Source organism: Kaistella antarctica, assembly GCF_900109615.1.
Classification (GTDB): Bacteria; Bacteroidota; Bacteroidia; order Flavobacteriales; family Weeksellaceae; genus Kaistella; species Kaistella antarctica.
Map to the genome: position 1 here is coordinate 562,118 of NZ_FOIX01000001.1, position 16,134 is coordinate 578,251.

Annotated in this window: 15 protein-coding genes; 3 read left to right on the forward strand and 12 right to left on the reverse strand. The window is 36.2% G+C overall.

Features of this window, described 5'->3' with window-relative positions; all coding sequences use genetic code 11:
- Positions 1 to 16 precede the first annotated feature (16 nt).
- The 4 genes from BMX49_RS02710 to BMX49_RS02725 form a co-directional block, all read right to left on the reverse strand.
- Positions 17 to 208 carry a cbb3-type cytochrome oxidase subunit 3 gene (locus tag BMX49_RS02710; protein WP_034718454.1) on the reverse strand — a complete coding sequence of 64 codons (192 nt, stop codon included), beginning with the start codon at positions 206 to 208 and terminating at the stop codon, positions 17 to 19.
- A gap of 15 nt (positions 209 to 223) precedes the next feature.
- Positions 224 to 2,503: a cytochrome-c oxidase, cbb3-type subunit I gene (gene ccoN, locus BMX49_RS02715; RefSeq protein WP_034718455.1), complete on the reverse strand. Its 2,280-nt coding sequence runs from the start codon at positions 2,501 to 2,503 to the stop codon at positions 224 to 226.
- Between the two features lie 5 nt (positions 2,504 to 2,508).
- A complete protein-coding gene (gene ccoS / locus BMX49_RS02720) occupies positions 2,509 to 2,730 on the reverse strand; it encodes a cbb3-type cytochrome oxidase assembly protein CcoS (RefSeq protein WP_034718457.1) in 222 nt (73 codons plus the stop codon).
- A 117-nt stretch (positions 2,731 to 2,847) separates the two neighbouring features.
- On the reverse strand, positions 2,848 to 5,238 hold the full coding sequence (locus BMX49_RS02725; RefSeq protein ID WP_034718459.1) for a heavy metal translocating P-type ATPase: 2,391 nt from the start codon (positions 5,236 to 5,238) through the stop codon (positions 2,848 to 2,850).
- Positions 5,239 to 5,329: 91 nt separating this feature from the next.
- Here BMX49_RS02725 and BMX49_RS02730 point away from each other — a divergent pair, with 91 nt between their 5' ends.
- The 3 genes from BMX49_RS02730 (at position 5,330) to BMX49_RS02740 (ending at position 7,266) form a co-directional block, all read left to right on the forward strand.
- Positions 5,330 to 6,043: a Crp/Fnr family transcriptional regulator gene (locus BMX49_RS02730; protein WP_034718460.1), complete on the forward strand. Its 714-nt coding sequence runs from the start codon at positions 5,330 to 5,332 to the stop codon at positions 6,041 to 6,043.
- A 75-nt stretch (positions 6,044 to 6,118) separates the two neighbouring features.
- Positions 6,119 to 6,934: a 3-methyl-2-oxobutanoate hydroxymethyltransferase gene (gene panB, locus BMX49_RS02735; protein ID WP_034718461.1), complete on the forward strand. Its 816-nt coding sequence runs from the start codon at positions 6,119 to 6,121 to the stop codon at positions 6,932 to 6,934.
- Positions 6,934 to 7,266 (forward strand): hypothetical protein, encoded by a 333-nt coding sequence (locus BMX49_RS02740; protein ID WP_034718462.1) that lies wholly within the window; start codon positions 6,934 to 6,936, stop codon positions 7,264 to 7,266. The genes panB and BMX49_RS02740 overlap by 1 nt, the downstream gene beginning before the upstream one ends.
- Before the next feature lie 91 nt (positions 7,267 to 7,357).
- Here the strand turns inward: BMX49_RS02740 and BMX49_RS02745 are convergent, their stop codons facing one another.
- The 8 genes from BMX49_RS02745 to BMX49_RS02780 form a co-directional block, all read right to left on the reverse strand.
- A complete protein-coding gene (locus tag BMX49_RS02745; RefSeq protein WP_034718464.1) occupies positions 7,358 to 7,816 on the reverse strand; it encodes a heme-binding domain-containing protein in 459 nt (152 codons plus the stop codon).
- Positions 7,813 to 9,495, reverse strand: a complete 1,683-nt coding sequence (locus BMX49_RS02750; protein WP_034718465.1) for an Ig-like domain-containing domain — start codon at positions 9,493 to 9,495, stop codon at positions 7,813 to 7,815. The genes BMX49_RS02745 and BMX49_RS02750 overlap by 4 nt, the downstream gene beginning before the upstream one ends.
- Positions 9,496 to 9,523: 28 nt before the next feature.
- Positions 9,524 to 10,783, reverse strand: coding sequence for a serine hydrolase domain-containing protein (locus tag BMX49_RS02755; RefSeq protein WP_034718467.1), 1,260 nt, complete (start codon positions 10,781 to 10,783; stop codon positions 9,524 to 9,526).
- Positions 10,784 to 10,862: 79 nt separating this feature from the next.
- Positions 10,863 to 11,798, reverse strand: coding sequence for a 2-hydroxyacid dehydrogenase (locus BMX49_RS02760; protein ID WP_034718468.1), 936 nt, complete (start codon positions 11,796 to 11,798; stop codon positions 10,863 to 10,865).
- 49 nt (positions 11,799 to 11,847) lie between these two features.
- Positions 11,848 to 12,363 (reverse strand): acyl-CoA thioesterase, encoded by a 516-nt coding sequence (locus BMX49_RS02765; protein WP_034718470.1) that lies wholly within the window; start codon positions 12,361 to 12,363, stop codon positions 11,848 to 11,850.
- Positions 12,330 to 13,094 carry an HU domain-containing protein gene (locus BMX49_RS02770; RefSeq protein WP_034718472.1) on the reverse strand — a complete coding sequence of 255 codons (765 nt, stop codon included), beginning with the start codon at positions 13,092 to 13,094 and terminating at the stop codon, positions 12,330 to 12,332. Before BMX49_RS02770 ends, BMX49_RS02765 begins: the two co-directional genes overlap by 34 nt.
- An 89-nt stretch (positions 13,095 to 13,183) precedes the next feature.
- Entirely contained in the window at positions 13,184 to 13,858 is a 675-nt protein-coding gene (locus tag BMX49_RS02775) for a T9SS type A sorting domain-containing protein (protein WP_170166244.1), read from the reverse strand.
- Positions 13,859 to 13,958: 100 nt separating this feature from the next.
- Positions 13,959 to 16,076 carry a TonB-dependent receptor gene (locus BMX49_RS02780; protein WP_034721113.1) on the reverse strand — a complete coding sequence of 706 codons (2,118 nt, stop codon included), beginning with the start codon at positions 16,074 to 16,076 and terminating at the stop codon, positions 13,959 to 13,961.
- Between the last annotated feature and the right edge of the window lie 58 nt (positions 16,077 to 16,134).

Consider the following 16,134-nt stretch of genomic DNA (forward strand, 5'->3'; position numbering starts at 1 on the left):
GTTTAATTTTTTAAAATTAAAGATTTTGATCTTCAATATCATCATCTAAAGGTGCATTGGCTGCTTCGTCGTAATGCTTTTTCGGTCTAGAGAAAACATAAAACACAATCCCCAAAAAGAAAATTAAAAATAAGATCATGGATAGTGTTGAATAAAAACCAACATTTTCACCATTTGCTAAAATATCTTTTACACTTTGAGGTATCATCTTTTTTTAAATGAATTATTTAGTACTAGCAGTTTGAATTTCAGTTGTTTTGATATCGGTTCCAAGTCGTTGCAAATAAGCAATCAAAGCGATAATCTCTTTTTTCTCAAGTGGAACGAAGTTGGCACCGTCAGCTATTTTCTTGTCTTCATAAGCTTTCTTAACGTCAGCTGCTTCTGCAAAAATATCTTTCACAATTCCTGCTGCTTGATTATCTGCCCAAGCATCAACTGAATCCACTTGTGCTTTGGTATAAGGCACATCGAAAACGTTTTTCATCAGCTTGATTTTATCAACCGTTTGGCTTCTATCTAAATCTCTTGCAATCAACCAAGGATAACGAGGCATGATTGATCCGGCAGAAGTTACTCTTGGGTTCAACATGTGTTTGTAATGCCAAGAACTTGGGTTTTTACCACCTTGTCTGTGTAAATCTGGTCCTGTTCTTTTCGATCCCCAAAGGAAAGGTCTGTCATAAATAAACTCACCTGCCTTAGAATATTGTCCGTTTTTACCGTTGAATCGTACTACTTCATCACGGAAAGGTCGAATCATCTGAGAGTGACAAGAGTTACACGCTTCTCTGATATATAAATCTCTACCTTCTAATTCCAAAGGTGAATATGGTTTTACCGCCGCAATCGTGGGTACATTTTCCTTAATCATTAAGGTCGGTACAATTTCGACAAAACCTCCAATAGCTACTGCTACAAAAGATAAGACAGTAAGTATGGTCGGCATACGCTCGATCCAAAGGTGAAGTCCTTCTCCTTCTTTTCTTTGGTTTGAAATTTTCGCTAAAGCTGGAGCTTCTGCAGGTACATTCTTTTGGAATGATCCGCTTCTAACCGTTGCAATAACGTTAATACACATTAATGTGGCTCCGGCAATATAAAGCAATCCACCCACGAATCTCATTTCGTAATAAGGAATAATTGCAGTTACCGTATCTAACCAGTTTTTGTATAATAATGTTCCGTCTGGATTAAATTGTTTCCACATTAAACCTTGGGTAAATCCAGCGATGTATAAAGGAACAGCGTAGAAAATAATTCCTAAAGTTCCTAACCAGAAATGCCAATTGGCTAATTTTACAGACCATAATTTGGTTCTCCACATAATTGGAAGTAAGTAATAGATCATCCCAAAAGTGATGAAACCATTCCAACCTAATGCTCCAATGTGAACGTGACCAATTACCCAGTCAGTGTAGTGACCAATTTTATTTAAAGTTTTTGTTGCTAAGATTGGACCTTCGAAAGTGGCCATACCATAACACGTAATCGCTACTACGAAGAATTTAAGAACCGGGTTTTCCCGAACTTTATCCCATGCTCCACGAAGTGTTAGCAATCCATTCAACATTCCACCCCAAGAAGGTGCAATCAACATAATCGAGAATCCTGTTGCTAAAGCTTGAGCCCAACCTGGAATTGCAGTGTATTGCAAGTGGTGAGGTCCCGCCCAGATATAAACGAAGATCAATGACCAGAAGTGAATAATAGATAATTTATAAGAAAAGACTGGTCTTTCTGCCGCTTTTGGCAAGAAGTAATACATCAATCCAAGAACTGGTGTCGTCAATACAAATGCTACCGCATTGTGACCATACCACCATTGAACTAAAGCATCTTTAACTCCGGCATAAGCTGAGTAAGATTTCCATCCAGTGAATGATAAAGGAACTTCTAAGTTATTGAAAATATGAAGCATTGCAATTGCAACCCATGTGCCCAGGTAGAACCAAATTGCCACGTAAAGGTGACGAACTCTTCTTTTCAGAATCGTTACAAACATATTGATTCCGAAAATAACCCAGATTACAGTGATCAAAATATCAATCGGCCATTCGTGTTCTGCGTATTCTTTTGAAGTGTTGATACCCATTAAGAACGTGATAACAACAGATACGATCATTAACTGCCATCCCCAGAAGTGAATCCAAGAAAGCGTGTCGCTGTACATTCTGGTTTTTAATAGTCGCTGCAACGAGTAATAAGCTCCCGCAAAGAAACCATTACATACGAACGCGAAAATTACTGCACTGGTATGCAACATTCTAATACGACCAAAACCAAGCGCACCGTGACTATTGATCAGGCCTTGAAGGTTTCCACTTTGCAAACTTTTAATTGTTTCATCATCTGTCCCGAAAAAGAATTCCGGAAGTTCTGGGTAGAAAAGCATTAATGCAGCAGTAAGTCCTACTAAAAATCCAACCATCCCGAAGACGATGGTTGCATAAAGGAATGCCCGCACAATGTTATTATCATAACTAAACTTTTGTGTTTCCATATTTACTAATCGCTTTTTTCTTCTGTTCTTTTATTTAATTTCTCTGCTGATTCTGCTTCTTTGGGAAGCGGTGAATCTTCTTTTATAATTTCTGAATCCAACAATATTCTTACGGCTGGCGACTCATCATCTTCAAACTGCCCATTTCTTGCACTTATTATAAAAATGACCAAAAAAATTACAGCTAATGAAACGCTGCAAATAATCATTAAATATAAAATATCCATCCCGTTTGCAAATTTAGTTTTTAACCGCTTCAAAAATACTCAAAAATTATGATATTCGTCAGGAATCGTTAAATATCGTTAATTTAAAATATTTCTAAATAAGTGTTAGCAGTCACTTTACTGATTGATCTTAAAATATTTAGCCGATCGAACCCACGTCGCAATCGACGTAAAAATGACTACACTTATCGAGCTTATCGGCATTAAAATAGCCGCAACTAAGGGCGATAAGTGCCCTGTAACTGCGAACGAAAGTCCGATTATGTTGTAAAAGAAACTAATAGCGAAGGTGAACTTCACAATTTTAATAGCATCTTTTGACAGATCAAAATATTTTTTCAGTTCATTCATTCGGTCTCCCGCCATGATTACATCAGAGGAAGGAGTGAAGGAATGGGTGTCATCTGCCACCGCAATTCCGACATTACTTTGTTTCAAAGCGCCCGCGTCATTTAATCCATCACCAAGCATGGCTACTTTTTTCTGGGTATCTTGAAGTTCTTTGATGAAATTCAGTTTGTCTTCAGGACTTTGATTGAATTTCATTTTCTCCACATTAGGCACCAACGCTTTCAATGAAACTTCCTCCGAAGAGTTGTCACCACTTAAGATGTTGAGCTGATAATCACGTAGCTCTGAAAACATTTCCGACATATTTTCCCGATACTCATTAGTGAAAATAAACTTTCCTAAGAAAATATCGTCTCTAGAAATATAAACCGCAGTTTCTAAATTTTTGGAAGACTGACCAATAAACGTAGCCGAACCAATCTTGTAATTTTTTCCTCTTACATTGCCGATATATCCTTTTCCGGGCGTTTCTACAAATTTTTCAATAGGGAAATATTCTTCTTTAACTTCTAAAAAGTGATACAGGCTTTTTGATAAAGGATGGTTGGAGTTCTTCAGTAAACTCTTCAAATTCTTTAAGTCAAATTCTGAAATTTCTTCGCCGTCAAAAATCACATTTGCTTTTTTATTGTGGGTAATTGTTCCAGTCTTATCGAAAACAAGCGTGTCAATTTTCGCTAATTTTTCTATGGTCAAAGTATCTTTTACATAGAATTTATTTCGACCCAAAATGCGCATAATGTGTCCCAAAGTAAAGGGTGCAGAAAGCGCCAACGCACATGGACAGGCGACAATCAAGATCGCTGCAACCACTTGGAACATTTTTTCAAAATCATGTTGACCCCAATAAATCCCGGAGATCAGTGTAATGCCTAGAATGATAAAAGTAAAGTATTTACTGATATCATTCGTCATCGTATCTAAACCAGTTTCGAATTTTTTAAAGGCTTCTTTATTCCAAAGTTGTGTCAGATAACTTTGATTTACATTTTTAATGACTTCTAGTTCCAGCACGGAACCTACTTGTTTTCCGCCAGCAAAGATTTTATCGCCAGGCTTTTTAGGAATAGAAGCACTTTCACCAGTGATGAAACTGTTATCAATATTTCCTTCACCTTGAATTAAAATCGCATCAACCGGAATAATTTCCTGATTACGAACCATAATTCGGTCACCAATATTCAGTTCATTCAGTAATATATTTTGTTGCTTTCCTTCGAAATCAACTTTCGTAACCGCAATCGGATAGAAAGATTTGTAATCGCGATCGTAAGATAAAGCACTATAAGTTCGTTTTTGGAAAAGCTTTCCTAAAAGCATGAAGAATAAAAGTCCACATAAAGTATCGAAATATCCTGGGCCGTAATCGGTTAGCACTTCATAGATACTGCGGCCGTAAAGCATGATTACTCCCAAAACAATCGGAACATCAATGTTCACAATTTTATTTTTTAAACCAAACCAAGCTGATTTAAAATAGTCGGAAGCCGAATAAAAAACAACAGGTGTCGCGAGCAGAAACATCATAAATCGGAACAAGTTTTTGTAAGTGTCCATCCAATAATCGGTCGTGCCCATAACCTGTTCGGCATATTCTGGATAAGATAAAAACATTCCATTACCAAACGCAAATCCGGCAATCGCTAGTTTTACAATTAACGTTTTATCATATTTTTCTTCTTTTTTATCAGCGGTTTCAAGATTAATAACCGGTTTGTAACCTAGATTCGTCAAGAACTTAGCGAGCTCGCTTAACTTTAATTCGTGATGATTAAAAGAAATCTGAACATTTTTTCTGGTGAAGTTGACCTGAGAATAATTAATATTTTTATTTAAAGTCTGCAGGCTTTCTAGTAACCAAATACACGATGAACAGTGGATTACAGGAATTTTAAAAGTAACCAAAGTCGTATTCGCTTCTGAAAAGTCGGTCACTTTGGTGAAAACTTCGGGAGTGTCTAAATAATCAAACTGAGAAGTGTTGTCATCATTGGGTCTTATACCCGAACTCTTGTTCATTTCATAGAAATTCCCCAAATCGTTCATGTTTAGAATTTCATACACCGATTTGCATCCGTTGCAGCAAAAGGATTTTTCATCGAAGTTAACGCGCTCTTTATCTATGGTTTGCCCACAGTGAAAACAGTTTTCTGACAATCTATATAAAATTAAACGCACAAAATTATGATAAATATATTTGTGTTAGGGTTTTAAATATCCTATTTTTGCTGATAAATGTCATGCAATTATGTCCTTAGAAAAACAAAGCTTAATCGAAGAAAATTTACAGAAACTATTTAATGATGAGTCATTTAAAGAAATGCTTTCTCCTGAAGATTATGAAAAATATATTTCAGCAAAACAAATATTAAAATTTAATAAAGGCGGAATTATTTTCGAAGATGGAGAAGTGCCAAATGGCGTTTATTTTTTGAATAGAGGAACTGCAAAATTATCGAAACAAGGAGTCTATGGTAAAGACCAAATTCTTCGTTTCATTAAAGAAGGAGATTTAATTGGTTACCGATCTATATTGTGTGGTGAGGACTTTCAGGCAGAAGCTGAGGCAATGACCGAGGTTGAGGCCACCTTTCTACCAGCAGACCTTTTTCTGCAACTTTTAGAAGTAGCCCCGAAATTTTCTTTCGTAATGTTACAAAAAATCGCTTTTGAATTAGGCGAATCTTCGAATACCGTAACCTTCTTAGCCCAAAAGACCGTTCGCGAAAGACTGGCAGAAATTCTGCTTTTATTAGAACAGAAATTAGGGACAGATCCTGAAGGTTTTATTAAAATCTCATTAACCCGTGAAGAAATTGCCAACATCATCGGAACCGCAACGGAGAGTGCGATTCGACTGATTTCTGAATTTAAACAAGATAAACTTATCGAAGTAGAAGGGCGAAATATCAAAATTCTTAATCACGAAAAATTGATTAGATTAGGTCATGTAATCATCTAAATGATTAATAATTGATAAACGATGATTTATCAAAGATCATCCATCAACCATCAACCATCAACAATATTTAAAATCATGTCTGTACATTCAGAAATAAAAAAAATTACTACCGAAACTTTGCGAAAAATGAAATTCGACAAAGAGAAAATAACGATGCTTACTGCATATGATTTCACCACCGCGAAAATGGTAGATGCTGGTGGAATTGATGCAATTCTTATTGGTGATTCTGCTGCCAACGTAATGGCAGGACATGAAACCACACTTCCTATTACTTTGGATCAAATGATTTATCACACTCAGTGTGTGGTTCGCGGTGTAGATCGGGCGCTTATTGTGGCTGATCTTCCGTTCGGTTCTTACCAGAGTAACTCTGATAAGGCCCTTGAGTCGGCAGTGAGAATGATGAAAGAAGGTGGTGCGCACGCCATTAAAGTGGAAGGCGGAAAAGAAATTGAAAAATCACTGATCAAAATTATCAATGCCGGAATTCCGGTGATGGGACATTTAGGTTTAACGCCACAATCGATTTACCAGTTTGGAACTTATAAAGTGAGAGCCAAAGATGACGAGGAAGCTGAGAAACTGATGAGTGACGCCAAGTTGCTGGAGAAGTTAGGTTGCTTTGCTTTGGTTTTAGAAAAGATTCCAGCTGATTTGGCAAAAAGAGTTTCTGAAAGTATTTCTATTCCAACAATCGGAATCGGTGCAGGTGCCGGTTGCGACGGACAAGTGCTTGTTTACCACGATATGGTTGGGATGAACAAAGACTTCTCGCCAAAATTTTTAAGAAGATATCTTGATTTATATACCGAAATTACTGGAGCAGTTTCCAGTTTTGTAAAAGATGTAAAAACGGGGGAATTCCCCAACGAAAACGAAAGTTATTAATGAAAACAAATACCACAACTATTCAGGGGATTTTATCGATCGGCGCGCTACTGTGCATCTTGGTCGGTTTTTTCAATCTCCTTTCACCAGAAATTAATGAATTTCTTTATCAGAAATTATTTTACTTTTTAATTGGCGCGAGTTTCCTAGTTCAAGCCCCAACCTTGAGTAACAAAAATTTTATTTATCCCATGTATGCTGCGGCGGCACTTTGCATCATCGGTGCATTTATGCGACCAGATTCTCAGTTGGTGATGATTAAAACAATCGGCCTTTTTGCTGGAGTTTTAATTTCAATTTTCAGCAGACCCAGAGCTCCAAGAGCAGAGTAGGCTTCAAATTATTGATACATTTACAAAGATAAAAGGACTAATGCGTTTGCGTTAGTCCTATTTTTTATGATATCATTTCGGTTGAGCGTTTTTAGTAATTCTCCGTTTTCAAAATATCTTCAAAATAATTTTCGAGCAATATTCTTTCTGCTTTGCTGAGATTTGCTTCTGGATGTTGGGCGATGTAACCTGGCATCGGCATCGAATAAACCTTCAAAGAATTTACAGTCATGTCGAGCATATTCTTTTTTAAATCTCGGTTATAATTTCCCCAGACAGAAAAATTAAGGTAGTTTTTCCCTTTATTAACATGATGTTTGATCGACCAAGAAATCGGCGCAACGTAAGCGTATTTCGGATAAATAGTCTCATTGGCGTGACAATCATAACAGGCGGTTCGTAACAGTTGTTCTACATTTTTTGGGGTATTGTACACCTTTACAAAATCAACTTTTGGGTCGACTGGTTTGTTGGTTCGGTCGATCGGAATAAACTGAATCACCGCAAATACAATTAGAAACCAATAAATAATATTTAGAAAAGTTTTCATTGAGGAGTGGCGATATTTAAAGGAGTTTGGTTCGCATCAATTTTTGGATCTTCAATAATTTCTGAGGTTTCGCTCGGAATTCTCCAAGTTTCTCGAATTTCCCAAAGTGGTCTTACTTCTATTTTTTTATCAAAGATATAAACAGGTTCGGCAAAAATATTGTCGGCGAAGTTGGCAGAATCCCAAATGCCATTTTCATTTTCATCGACCAAAATACGCAAATCATATTTTCCTGGTTTCAAAGAATTGAAGTTGATCAGGGTTTCTTTACCGTATTTTGAATAAGCAATGACACCACTTTCGGTAATCAACTGAATCCAGAATTTTTGTTCCGGAGCATTTTCTAATGTTACTGTTAGCTCACCGTAGTTTTCAGTTTTATCCGCTTCGAAATCGAAACGATAAGATTTTTTAATGGTTTCGTAAAAAGAGTAGACCGTTTCTTTTGGAATCGTCAAAGCATATTTTTTACCTTCTTTAAAATCTGATTTAATTTGAATCTCAAAAGGATTCTTTTCAGAAATTTCAGCGGTAAATTCCTGTTTGATACTATCTGAAACCAACGACCATTTCTCAGGCTGGATCTTATCCAAATAATAATTAGAAGTCACCACAAAATCTTTCTTCGGGACCAATGAGTTTCCGCGAGCGTTAGAAATCGACATTTCATTCTTTACATTGTACCGATAAAAAAGAGAAACACTGTCTTGTTTTACGCCGTTGTCATAGCTGAATTTTAGATTCTCATTAGAGGAAATTCCGATGTCTTGCTTGGTTGCGTCAAACCAAATGGTAGCTGAATCTGATTTTGGTGAGTGCGTCACTTTATAATCCTTCAGTTTTGCGTTGAGTGGTACTATTTTCACCTCAGCGGGATTTCCTTCAAAAGTCATCAAAACTCCACCAGGAATTTCTTTCATTTCCAAATATTTCAATGTTTTTTTTGATGGATAGAGATTGATATTTAAGCCTGAAATGCTTTTATCTACAATAATTTTATCTTTTAAGAATCCTACTTTTTCTTTTCCAATATCATAGACTGAATTGGAATTACTGTCTTCAAAAGCCAAAACACGGTAATTTCCTGCCGATAAATAATTCAGTTCATAGTAGCCATCGGGATCAGCTTTAGCAATATAATAAGGCTTCTGGCGATAATCCATGGAGTCTTTGTCTTGATATAAGCCGACCACTAAACTTCCTTCCTCTGCCTTTTTATCTTTGTCATTAAAAAGACTTTTCAATTCTCCACTGATATAAAGGCTATCGATTTTTTCTCCTGTAGAAAAAGCGAAATTGTAATAGCCGAGGGCGTTTCCTTCGTTGTTATCAACAATCGCATTTCCGAAATTGAAATTATAAGTAGTGTTTGCTTCCAAAGTATCTGCCCATTTAATCAACAAATATTTATTGCCCATACCTGAGGGTAGAATTTTGGAAATTTGTTTTAAAGGCGGCGAAATAATCAAATTTTTGTTGATGTCTTTCAACGTGATGTATTCATCAAAATCAATTCGAAGTTCTCGGATGTTGCGCGGAACATTAATTCTTGGACTGTCGATATTGCTGCCAGTTACCTGTGGCGGAATGCTATCTTTCGCGCCTCCAACTGGTGAGCCAACTCTCGCACAGGAAGCCAATAGCAAAGTAATGAAAACCAAAAAGAAGAATCTTTTCATGAAAAGGATTTGTGCAAAATTAAGGAATTTATTCACTGTAACTGTCATTCGTCTGATTCTGTTTCAGCGTATCGTTTTCATTCATAACCTTCTGAAATTTCTCTAATTCATAAGGGAAATTTTCAAACAATCCCGAAAGTGCCAAAGCGGAATAGATTCTTTTAGAATATTTATTTCCCACAGCGATAATCGTTACTTGGGAATTGAGTAAATGCGCGAATACGGAGTTTGTGCCGTGCCACCAACCGTTGTGATAGGTCAATTTCTCTCCATCAGTAAAAATTTTCATCCGGAAACCTAAACCGTAATTATTAACTCCTGGGCGCTCGTTACTGTAAGGTTCGAAAATCATATCCTTCAAATTTGGCGGTAAAAAATCTTTGGAATACAGCGCTTTCGAAAAGTTAAGTAAATCTCTCGGCGTTGTGTACACGTTTTTGTCGCCGTAAATAACATCCAGTCGGTCATAAGGATAAACCCTGGGACCTTTTTGGTAGAAGGATTTAGCCGCTGTTAAAGTATCTTTTTCTTGAAAGATATAAGAATGCCTCATTTTCAAAGGGCGGAAGACCATCTGTTGCATGGCTTCTGGAAAGGATTTTCCCGTTGCCTTTTCAATGACCAAAGCCAATAGCGCGTAATTGGTGTTGCAATACATAAAACCCGTATCCGTCGCACGAGCAAGTTCCGGTTGATATTGAATCAGTAAATTTAAGATATCTTGATTGGTCAAAAATTTCTTGGAGAGTTCTGGCGGTGCTGGTTTTATTTTTTCTATAACGTATTCGTATTTCGGCAAGCCGCTCCGTTGACTCAATAACGTGAATACGGTTACTTTCGGATAAGGAAATTTAGGAAAATATTTCGTCAGTGGATCTTCTAATTTGATCTTTCCCGCATCAACCAGTTTAAGCGTTGCCATTGCTGTTAATGATTTCGAAATCGAGGCAACATGTAAAGCAACGGTATCATTAATGGGTTGTTGATTGTCGCCCTGAGCAAAACCGCGATAGCCTTCATAAAGAATTTCGTCACCTTTAGCAACGATAAATCCGCCCCACAAATCTCCTTTTTCCCATACATTTTTATAATAACGATCGAGCACAGAAATAATGGAATCTTTGTTTTCTAGCTTTCGGTCTTTGCGCTTGAAAACATCATCTAAATCAACGTTTCCGAAATTGGGTAAAGTAGTTTTGCTATTTTCTTCTTCTGAATTTTCTTTCTTACAAGAAAATAAAACAAATGAAAATAAAATGAGAAAAAAAAGGGCTTTGAGGAATTTCATTAAAAAGGTTTGTCTTAAAAATCTCTGCAATATAGGGGATTTTCACTACAAGAAATAAGACCTTAGTCATAAAGAAATGTTAAGGTTGCGGAAACTGAGCTGAGATTTTATCAACGATTACTTGGGCTAATTTTTCTTTACTTTGAATGGTCCAACCTGCAATATGTGGCGTTACGATTACTTTTTCGGAATCTAAGAGAAACTGCAAATCTTCATTTTCAGAATCAAGTTTTTCAAAGGAAGCTTTTTCGAATTCTAAAACATCGAGGGCGGCGCCTTTTACTTTTCCAGCTTTTATGGCCGTTACCAAATCTTTGGTGTTGACGTTTTTTCCTCTCGCTGTATTGACGAAGTAAAACTCTTTGTTCATTTCTGAAATGAACTTTTCATCAATTAAATAATGGGTCTCTTTTGTAATTGGAAGGTGAAGACTTAGAATGTCGGCTTCTATTTTTAAAGTTTCTAAGGAAACCTGCGAGGCAAATTCATCACCAAGATCAGCTAAAATATCATGGAAAATTACTTTGCAACCAAATCCTGAAAATCTCCTGGCTACGGCTTTCCCCATGTTTCCATAACCGATGAGTCCGACTGTTTTCCCTAGAATTTCATCGCCACGGTTTTCTTCTCTTTTCCAGATTCCGTTTTTTACTTCTTGGGAGGAAATGAATAATCGGTTCATCAAAATTAAAAGTGTTCCTAGTACCTGTTCTGCGACAGCATCGCGGTTTCCTTCCGGCGAACTGATCAAGGTGATTCCAGATTTTTTTGCAAACTCAACATCGATGTTTTCCATGCCGGCACCGACTCTGGCAATGAATTTTAAATTTGCCGCGTGTTCCAAAAAGTTTTGATCCAGAGGAATTCTACTGCGAATAATGATTCCGTCGTATTCACCAACTTTATTTAAAACTTCTTCATACGAAGAACTGAAATCCTCAACAAAGGAGAAGCCTTTGGCCGTAAGTTGTTCAGTGATTAGGGGATGATTTTTATCGAGCAGTAGGATTTTCATAATTTTATTTTTGAAACACTAAAGTCATTTGTGAAATTTGTGTTTAAAACTAACTTCCAAATAATTTTTTCAATTCCACCGAATCTGCAGCTTTCATTCTGCCAGAAAGAATTAAGGATAGTTCTTTTCTGCGTAAAGCCGCTTCAAATCTAATTTTTTCTTCTTCAGTTTCCGGCTCCATTTTCGGAATTGGGATTGGTCGGTTGAATTCATCTACCGCCACGAAAGTGTAAATTCCAGAATTGGTATGAATCTTTTTCTGATTGATAGGATCATCTAACCAAACATCCACATAAATTTCCATTGAAGTTGAAAAGGCTCGAGAAACTTTAGATTCCAAAACCACAATTCCACCCTCTGGAATTGGATGATCAAATGAAACATGATTGACAGAGGCGGTTACAACGCGTCTTTCGCAATGTCTTGCCGCTGAAATCGAGGCACATCGATCCATTTTTGCTAAAAGTTCACCACCGAAAAGATTTCTTAACGAGTTCGTTTCGTTTGGCAAAACGATATTAGTCATTATGGTTAGCGAGGCTGCCGCTTTTTTGCTTTTTTCCATTTAGATTTTGAATAGTTTTTTGAACTCCATTTTTTAACTGGAGCTTTTATAGGTGCAATCGCTTTTTGTAAAGAATCGTTTTTAAGAGAGTCTAAAACAAGCTTAGCCGCATTTATAGAATCTGTTTTCACCGCATCTATTTTAACGGGAATAATTTCTTTTTTCGGTGTTTCTGTTGTGAAAGATTTTTTACCAAAAATCATTTCCGGTTGCGTAATTCCCAGATAGGTAAGCGCTAAAATACCGATGAGTATTGGAGATATCCAGTAAAAGGATTTGCTTAATCGATAGGACGTCCCACTTTTACGCGGGCTATTTTTTATTTCGGAAAGATTTATTTCTTCTAAACCATAAAAATCCTGTGAGAGGTTTTCGGCCCTATTTCCAGAGAAAACCATGTGGCTATCTTCCAAGAAAAATGTTCCTAAATTCTCAACCTGTACTTTTTTATCTTTTAGAAGTGTTGCGTTCCAGTAATTAACTTGTTTTTTAATTTCGAGTTCTGCCTCGATCAGCGGAATGTTTTTTAGTGTGGCTAAAAAACTGCTAAAATCATTTCCGTTTCCAGATACATCAGTTTTAAAGGCCACTTCTGCGCCTGGTGGCAAAATGGTTTTACCCTCTTTATCGAGTTCAGCGGTAATCGTGTGCAGATAAAAAGTTCCGAAATTCGGGATGGTAACGCTGCCTTGTTTTTTTAAATAATCGAGAAGAGATAAGGAAAAATTCATACTGGGGCAAATTTATGATTTTTGATTGAGTTAATCAAAATAAAAGAGACTGCTCAAAAAGCAGTCTCAGATAGCAATGTTTGTTGAAATTATTTTACAAATTTCACTACTTCGCTGTGGGCTCCGTTAGTGATTTTCACCAAATAGATTCCGTTTTTATTAAGATTTAAATCAATCGCACTTCCAGTTGAAGTTGCTTTGAAAGATCTTACCAATTTACCGCCCATTTCAAAGACTTGTAAATCTAAAGATCCCTTTTGTGAAGTGATTAATTTTCCACTAACAACAGAAGATTTATTTAATAATACGTTATTGCTAACTGCCAAATTGCCAACTGTAACCGTTGGGCCATTTGCAAAAACATCCGCAGATTGAAAATCAGCACCATTTTGCAAATTCTTGAAAACCATACCCAGTTTAGCAACTGTAGTTCCAGTTGGAATTACATTATTGGTGTTCGTAAAAGTTTTGGTATTCAAGTTAATTGTACCAACATAAGCCATTGCAGCTTCGTTCCAATTCATTGTTACGTTAGAATTTCCCCAAGAATCATTATATGCTGCTCCTGTCGAATTATCTACTGTATTTACGAAGCAATGGATATAAAATGTTTCAGTTCCTACTCCAGGAGAGTAAAAAGAATAGTCGTTAGCTGCGCCATAAGTGATTTTGAAAACACCTGGACTTGTAACTTCTGTTTGTACTTGTGCAGTTGCAGTGGTAGCTATAAATAGAGCTACGAATAAAGAATAGAATTTTTTCATAATTTTTAAAATTTTAATTGACGCAAAAATACTCCAAAAAATCATATCCGTGATGTTTTCTTTTAAAGAATAGAAATTATCTAAACAAAGTACTTTTCACTTACTTAAATTTCAAACTTAGACCGAACATGAAGTTAGTCCCAGCCTGTGCAAAATAGAAAGGGTTCTGATCGTAAACAAAGCCATTATTCACATATTTTTTATTTAAAATATTGTTAACCAATAATTTCAAATTAATTTCAGTTCTTTTTAAATTTAAAGTATATTTTACATTAAAATCAGTTAAGAAATAATCGTTCAACTTTAAATTACCATTATTGCTGTTGTCTAAATATTGGCTTCCAACGTATTGGTTCTGAATTCCTAAAGTAAAATTGGTGGTCGGCGCATAACTAAGTAAAACATTGCTAATAACATTGGGTGAAAATGAAATCGGAGTATTTCCTAAACTTTCAAAACCTTTTTCAGTTTCAGTTTTAAAGTCTTTGTTTTCATTTTTACTTAAGGTGAAGTTTGCTGAAATGTTCCATTGATCAGAGATTTTTGCCAGCGCTCCAACTTCAACTCCCATTCGATAACTTTTTCCTGAATTAACTCTGATGAATTCTCCAATGTCATTAATCTGTCCATTCAAAACCAATTGATTTTCGTAATTCATGTAGTATAAATTGGTGGTGAGGGAAATAGGGCCGAAAGACTTTTCTAAACCTGCTTCAAAATCGTGTAATTTTTCAGGTTGAATTTCGGGATTCGCGAAAATGTCATCTCGGTTAGGTTCACGGTGTGCATGCGCATACGAAAAGAAAACTTTACCTGAATTAATTCTATAATTTACACCCGCTTTCGGGTTAAAAAACAACCAGCTTTTATTGAGTTCCACGCCTTCATCATCGCCTTGTTGAATGATTTCTGTATCATAATTGATATTTCTTAATTGTAAATCTCCATAAAATTCAAAGCGATTTACTTTAATGATGGCTTTTGCAAAACCCGCTAATTCTGTTTTCGTGCCATTGTTTCTGTAATATTCATGTTCGAAAATTTCTGGGAAGTAAACGCCCGAAACATTTCCGAAATGCTTTCCAAAATAATCGTTAGCAACAACTCCAAAATTTAAATCCAGATTTTCAAACTTTCCGTAAAGCGTAGAAACTCCACCAAGAAAATCATTGTCCAACCATTTCTTTCGGATAAAATCGGTTCGCTTGATGGACTGATTTTCGACTATTAAATTGTGCAGATTGTATTTTGAAAACTTCGCGTCTTGCTTATAATTTTCGTAATATCCTTTTCCTTTGGTATAATGAAAAGTCGTTTCTAAATTCCAATGATTATTGAGGTTTTGTTCCCAAAGTAATTGATAATGATTTTGTCCGTAATTATCGGTCTCATTGTCATAAAAGTTAACGATTTTCTCCCAATTCGCATCGTAGATTGCTCCCGAATTATTAAACTTTGGATTCTCCTCCCAAGTCTTTCGGTCAATGGCATTCCAAGCTTGATAGGTTTTTTCCTTACCACCAAAAGCCATCAAACGAATTTTGGTCTTATTTTCCTCAAACAAAGCTGAAAAGCTGTAGGATTTTAAATCAGAAAAAGCACGGTCAATATAGCCATTAGAGTGAATTTGAGTAAATCTTCCCATTAAAGACAATCGATCTTTCCAGAATTTTCCACTACCAATTTCGGCAGCATATTTATAAGTGTTGAACGATCCATACGCATTATCGGATTTTACGTGGAATTTTTCTTCAGGATCTTTAGAAATCACATTAACACTTGCTCCAAAAGCCGAAACTCCATTAGAGGAGGTGCCGACGCCACGTTGAATTACAATCTGTGAGGCCGAACTTGTGAGATCTGGAACATTCACGAAAAATGTTCCCTGAGATTCTGAATCATTATACGGAACGCCATTTAACATCACATTAATTGCAGTTCCACCAACGCCACGAATTCGAAATCCCGTATAACCAACGCCATTTCCAGCATCAGAAGTTGAAATTACCGACATTTGATTTTTCAGCAAAATCGGCAAATCCTGACCCAGGTTTTTATAACCTAAATCTTTTTCAACGTTGATGATTTCTTTGGTGACGGGAAGTCGTTTTAGAAAGTTGACGCTTTCAATATCCTTCGTTTTGAGGGAATCCTGCGCGGTGTTTTGTGCATAGTAGAACGGACTTGCGATAAGTCCTAAAAAAATAAATCCTTTCATTCTTTTAATTTTAAGATTAATTGAATAAAAGGGGTGAATTTGATTAGTAATAAGTAAT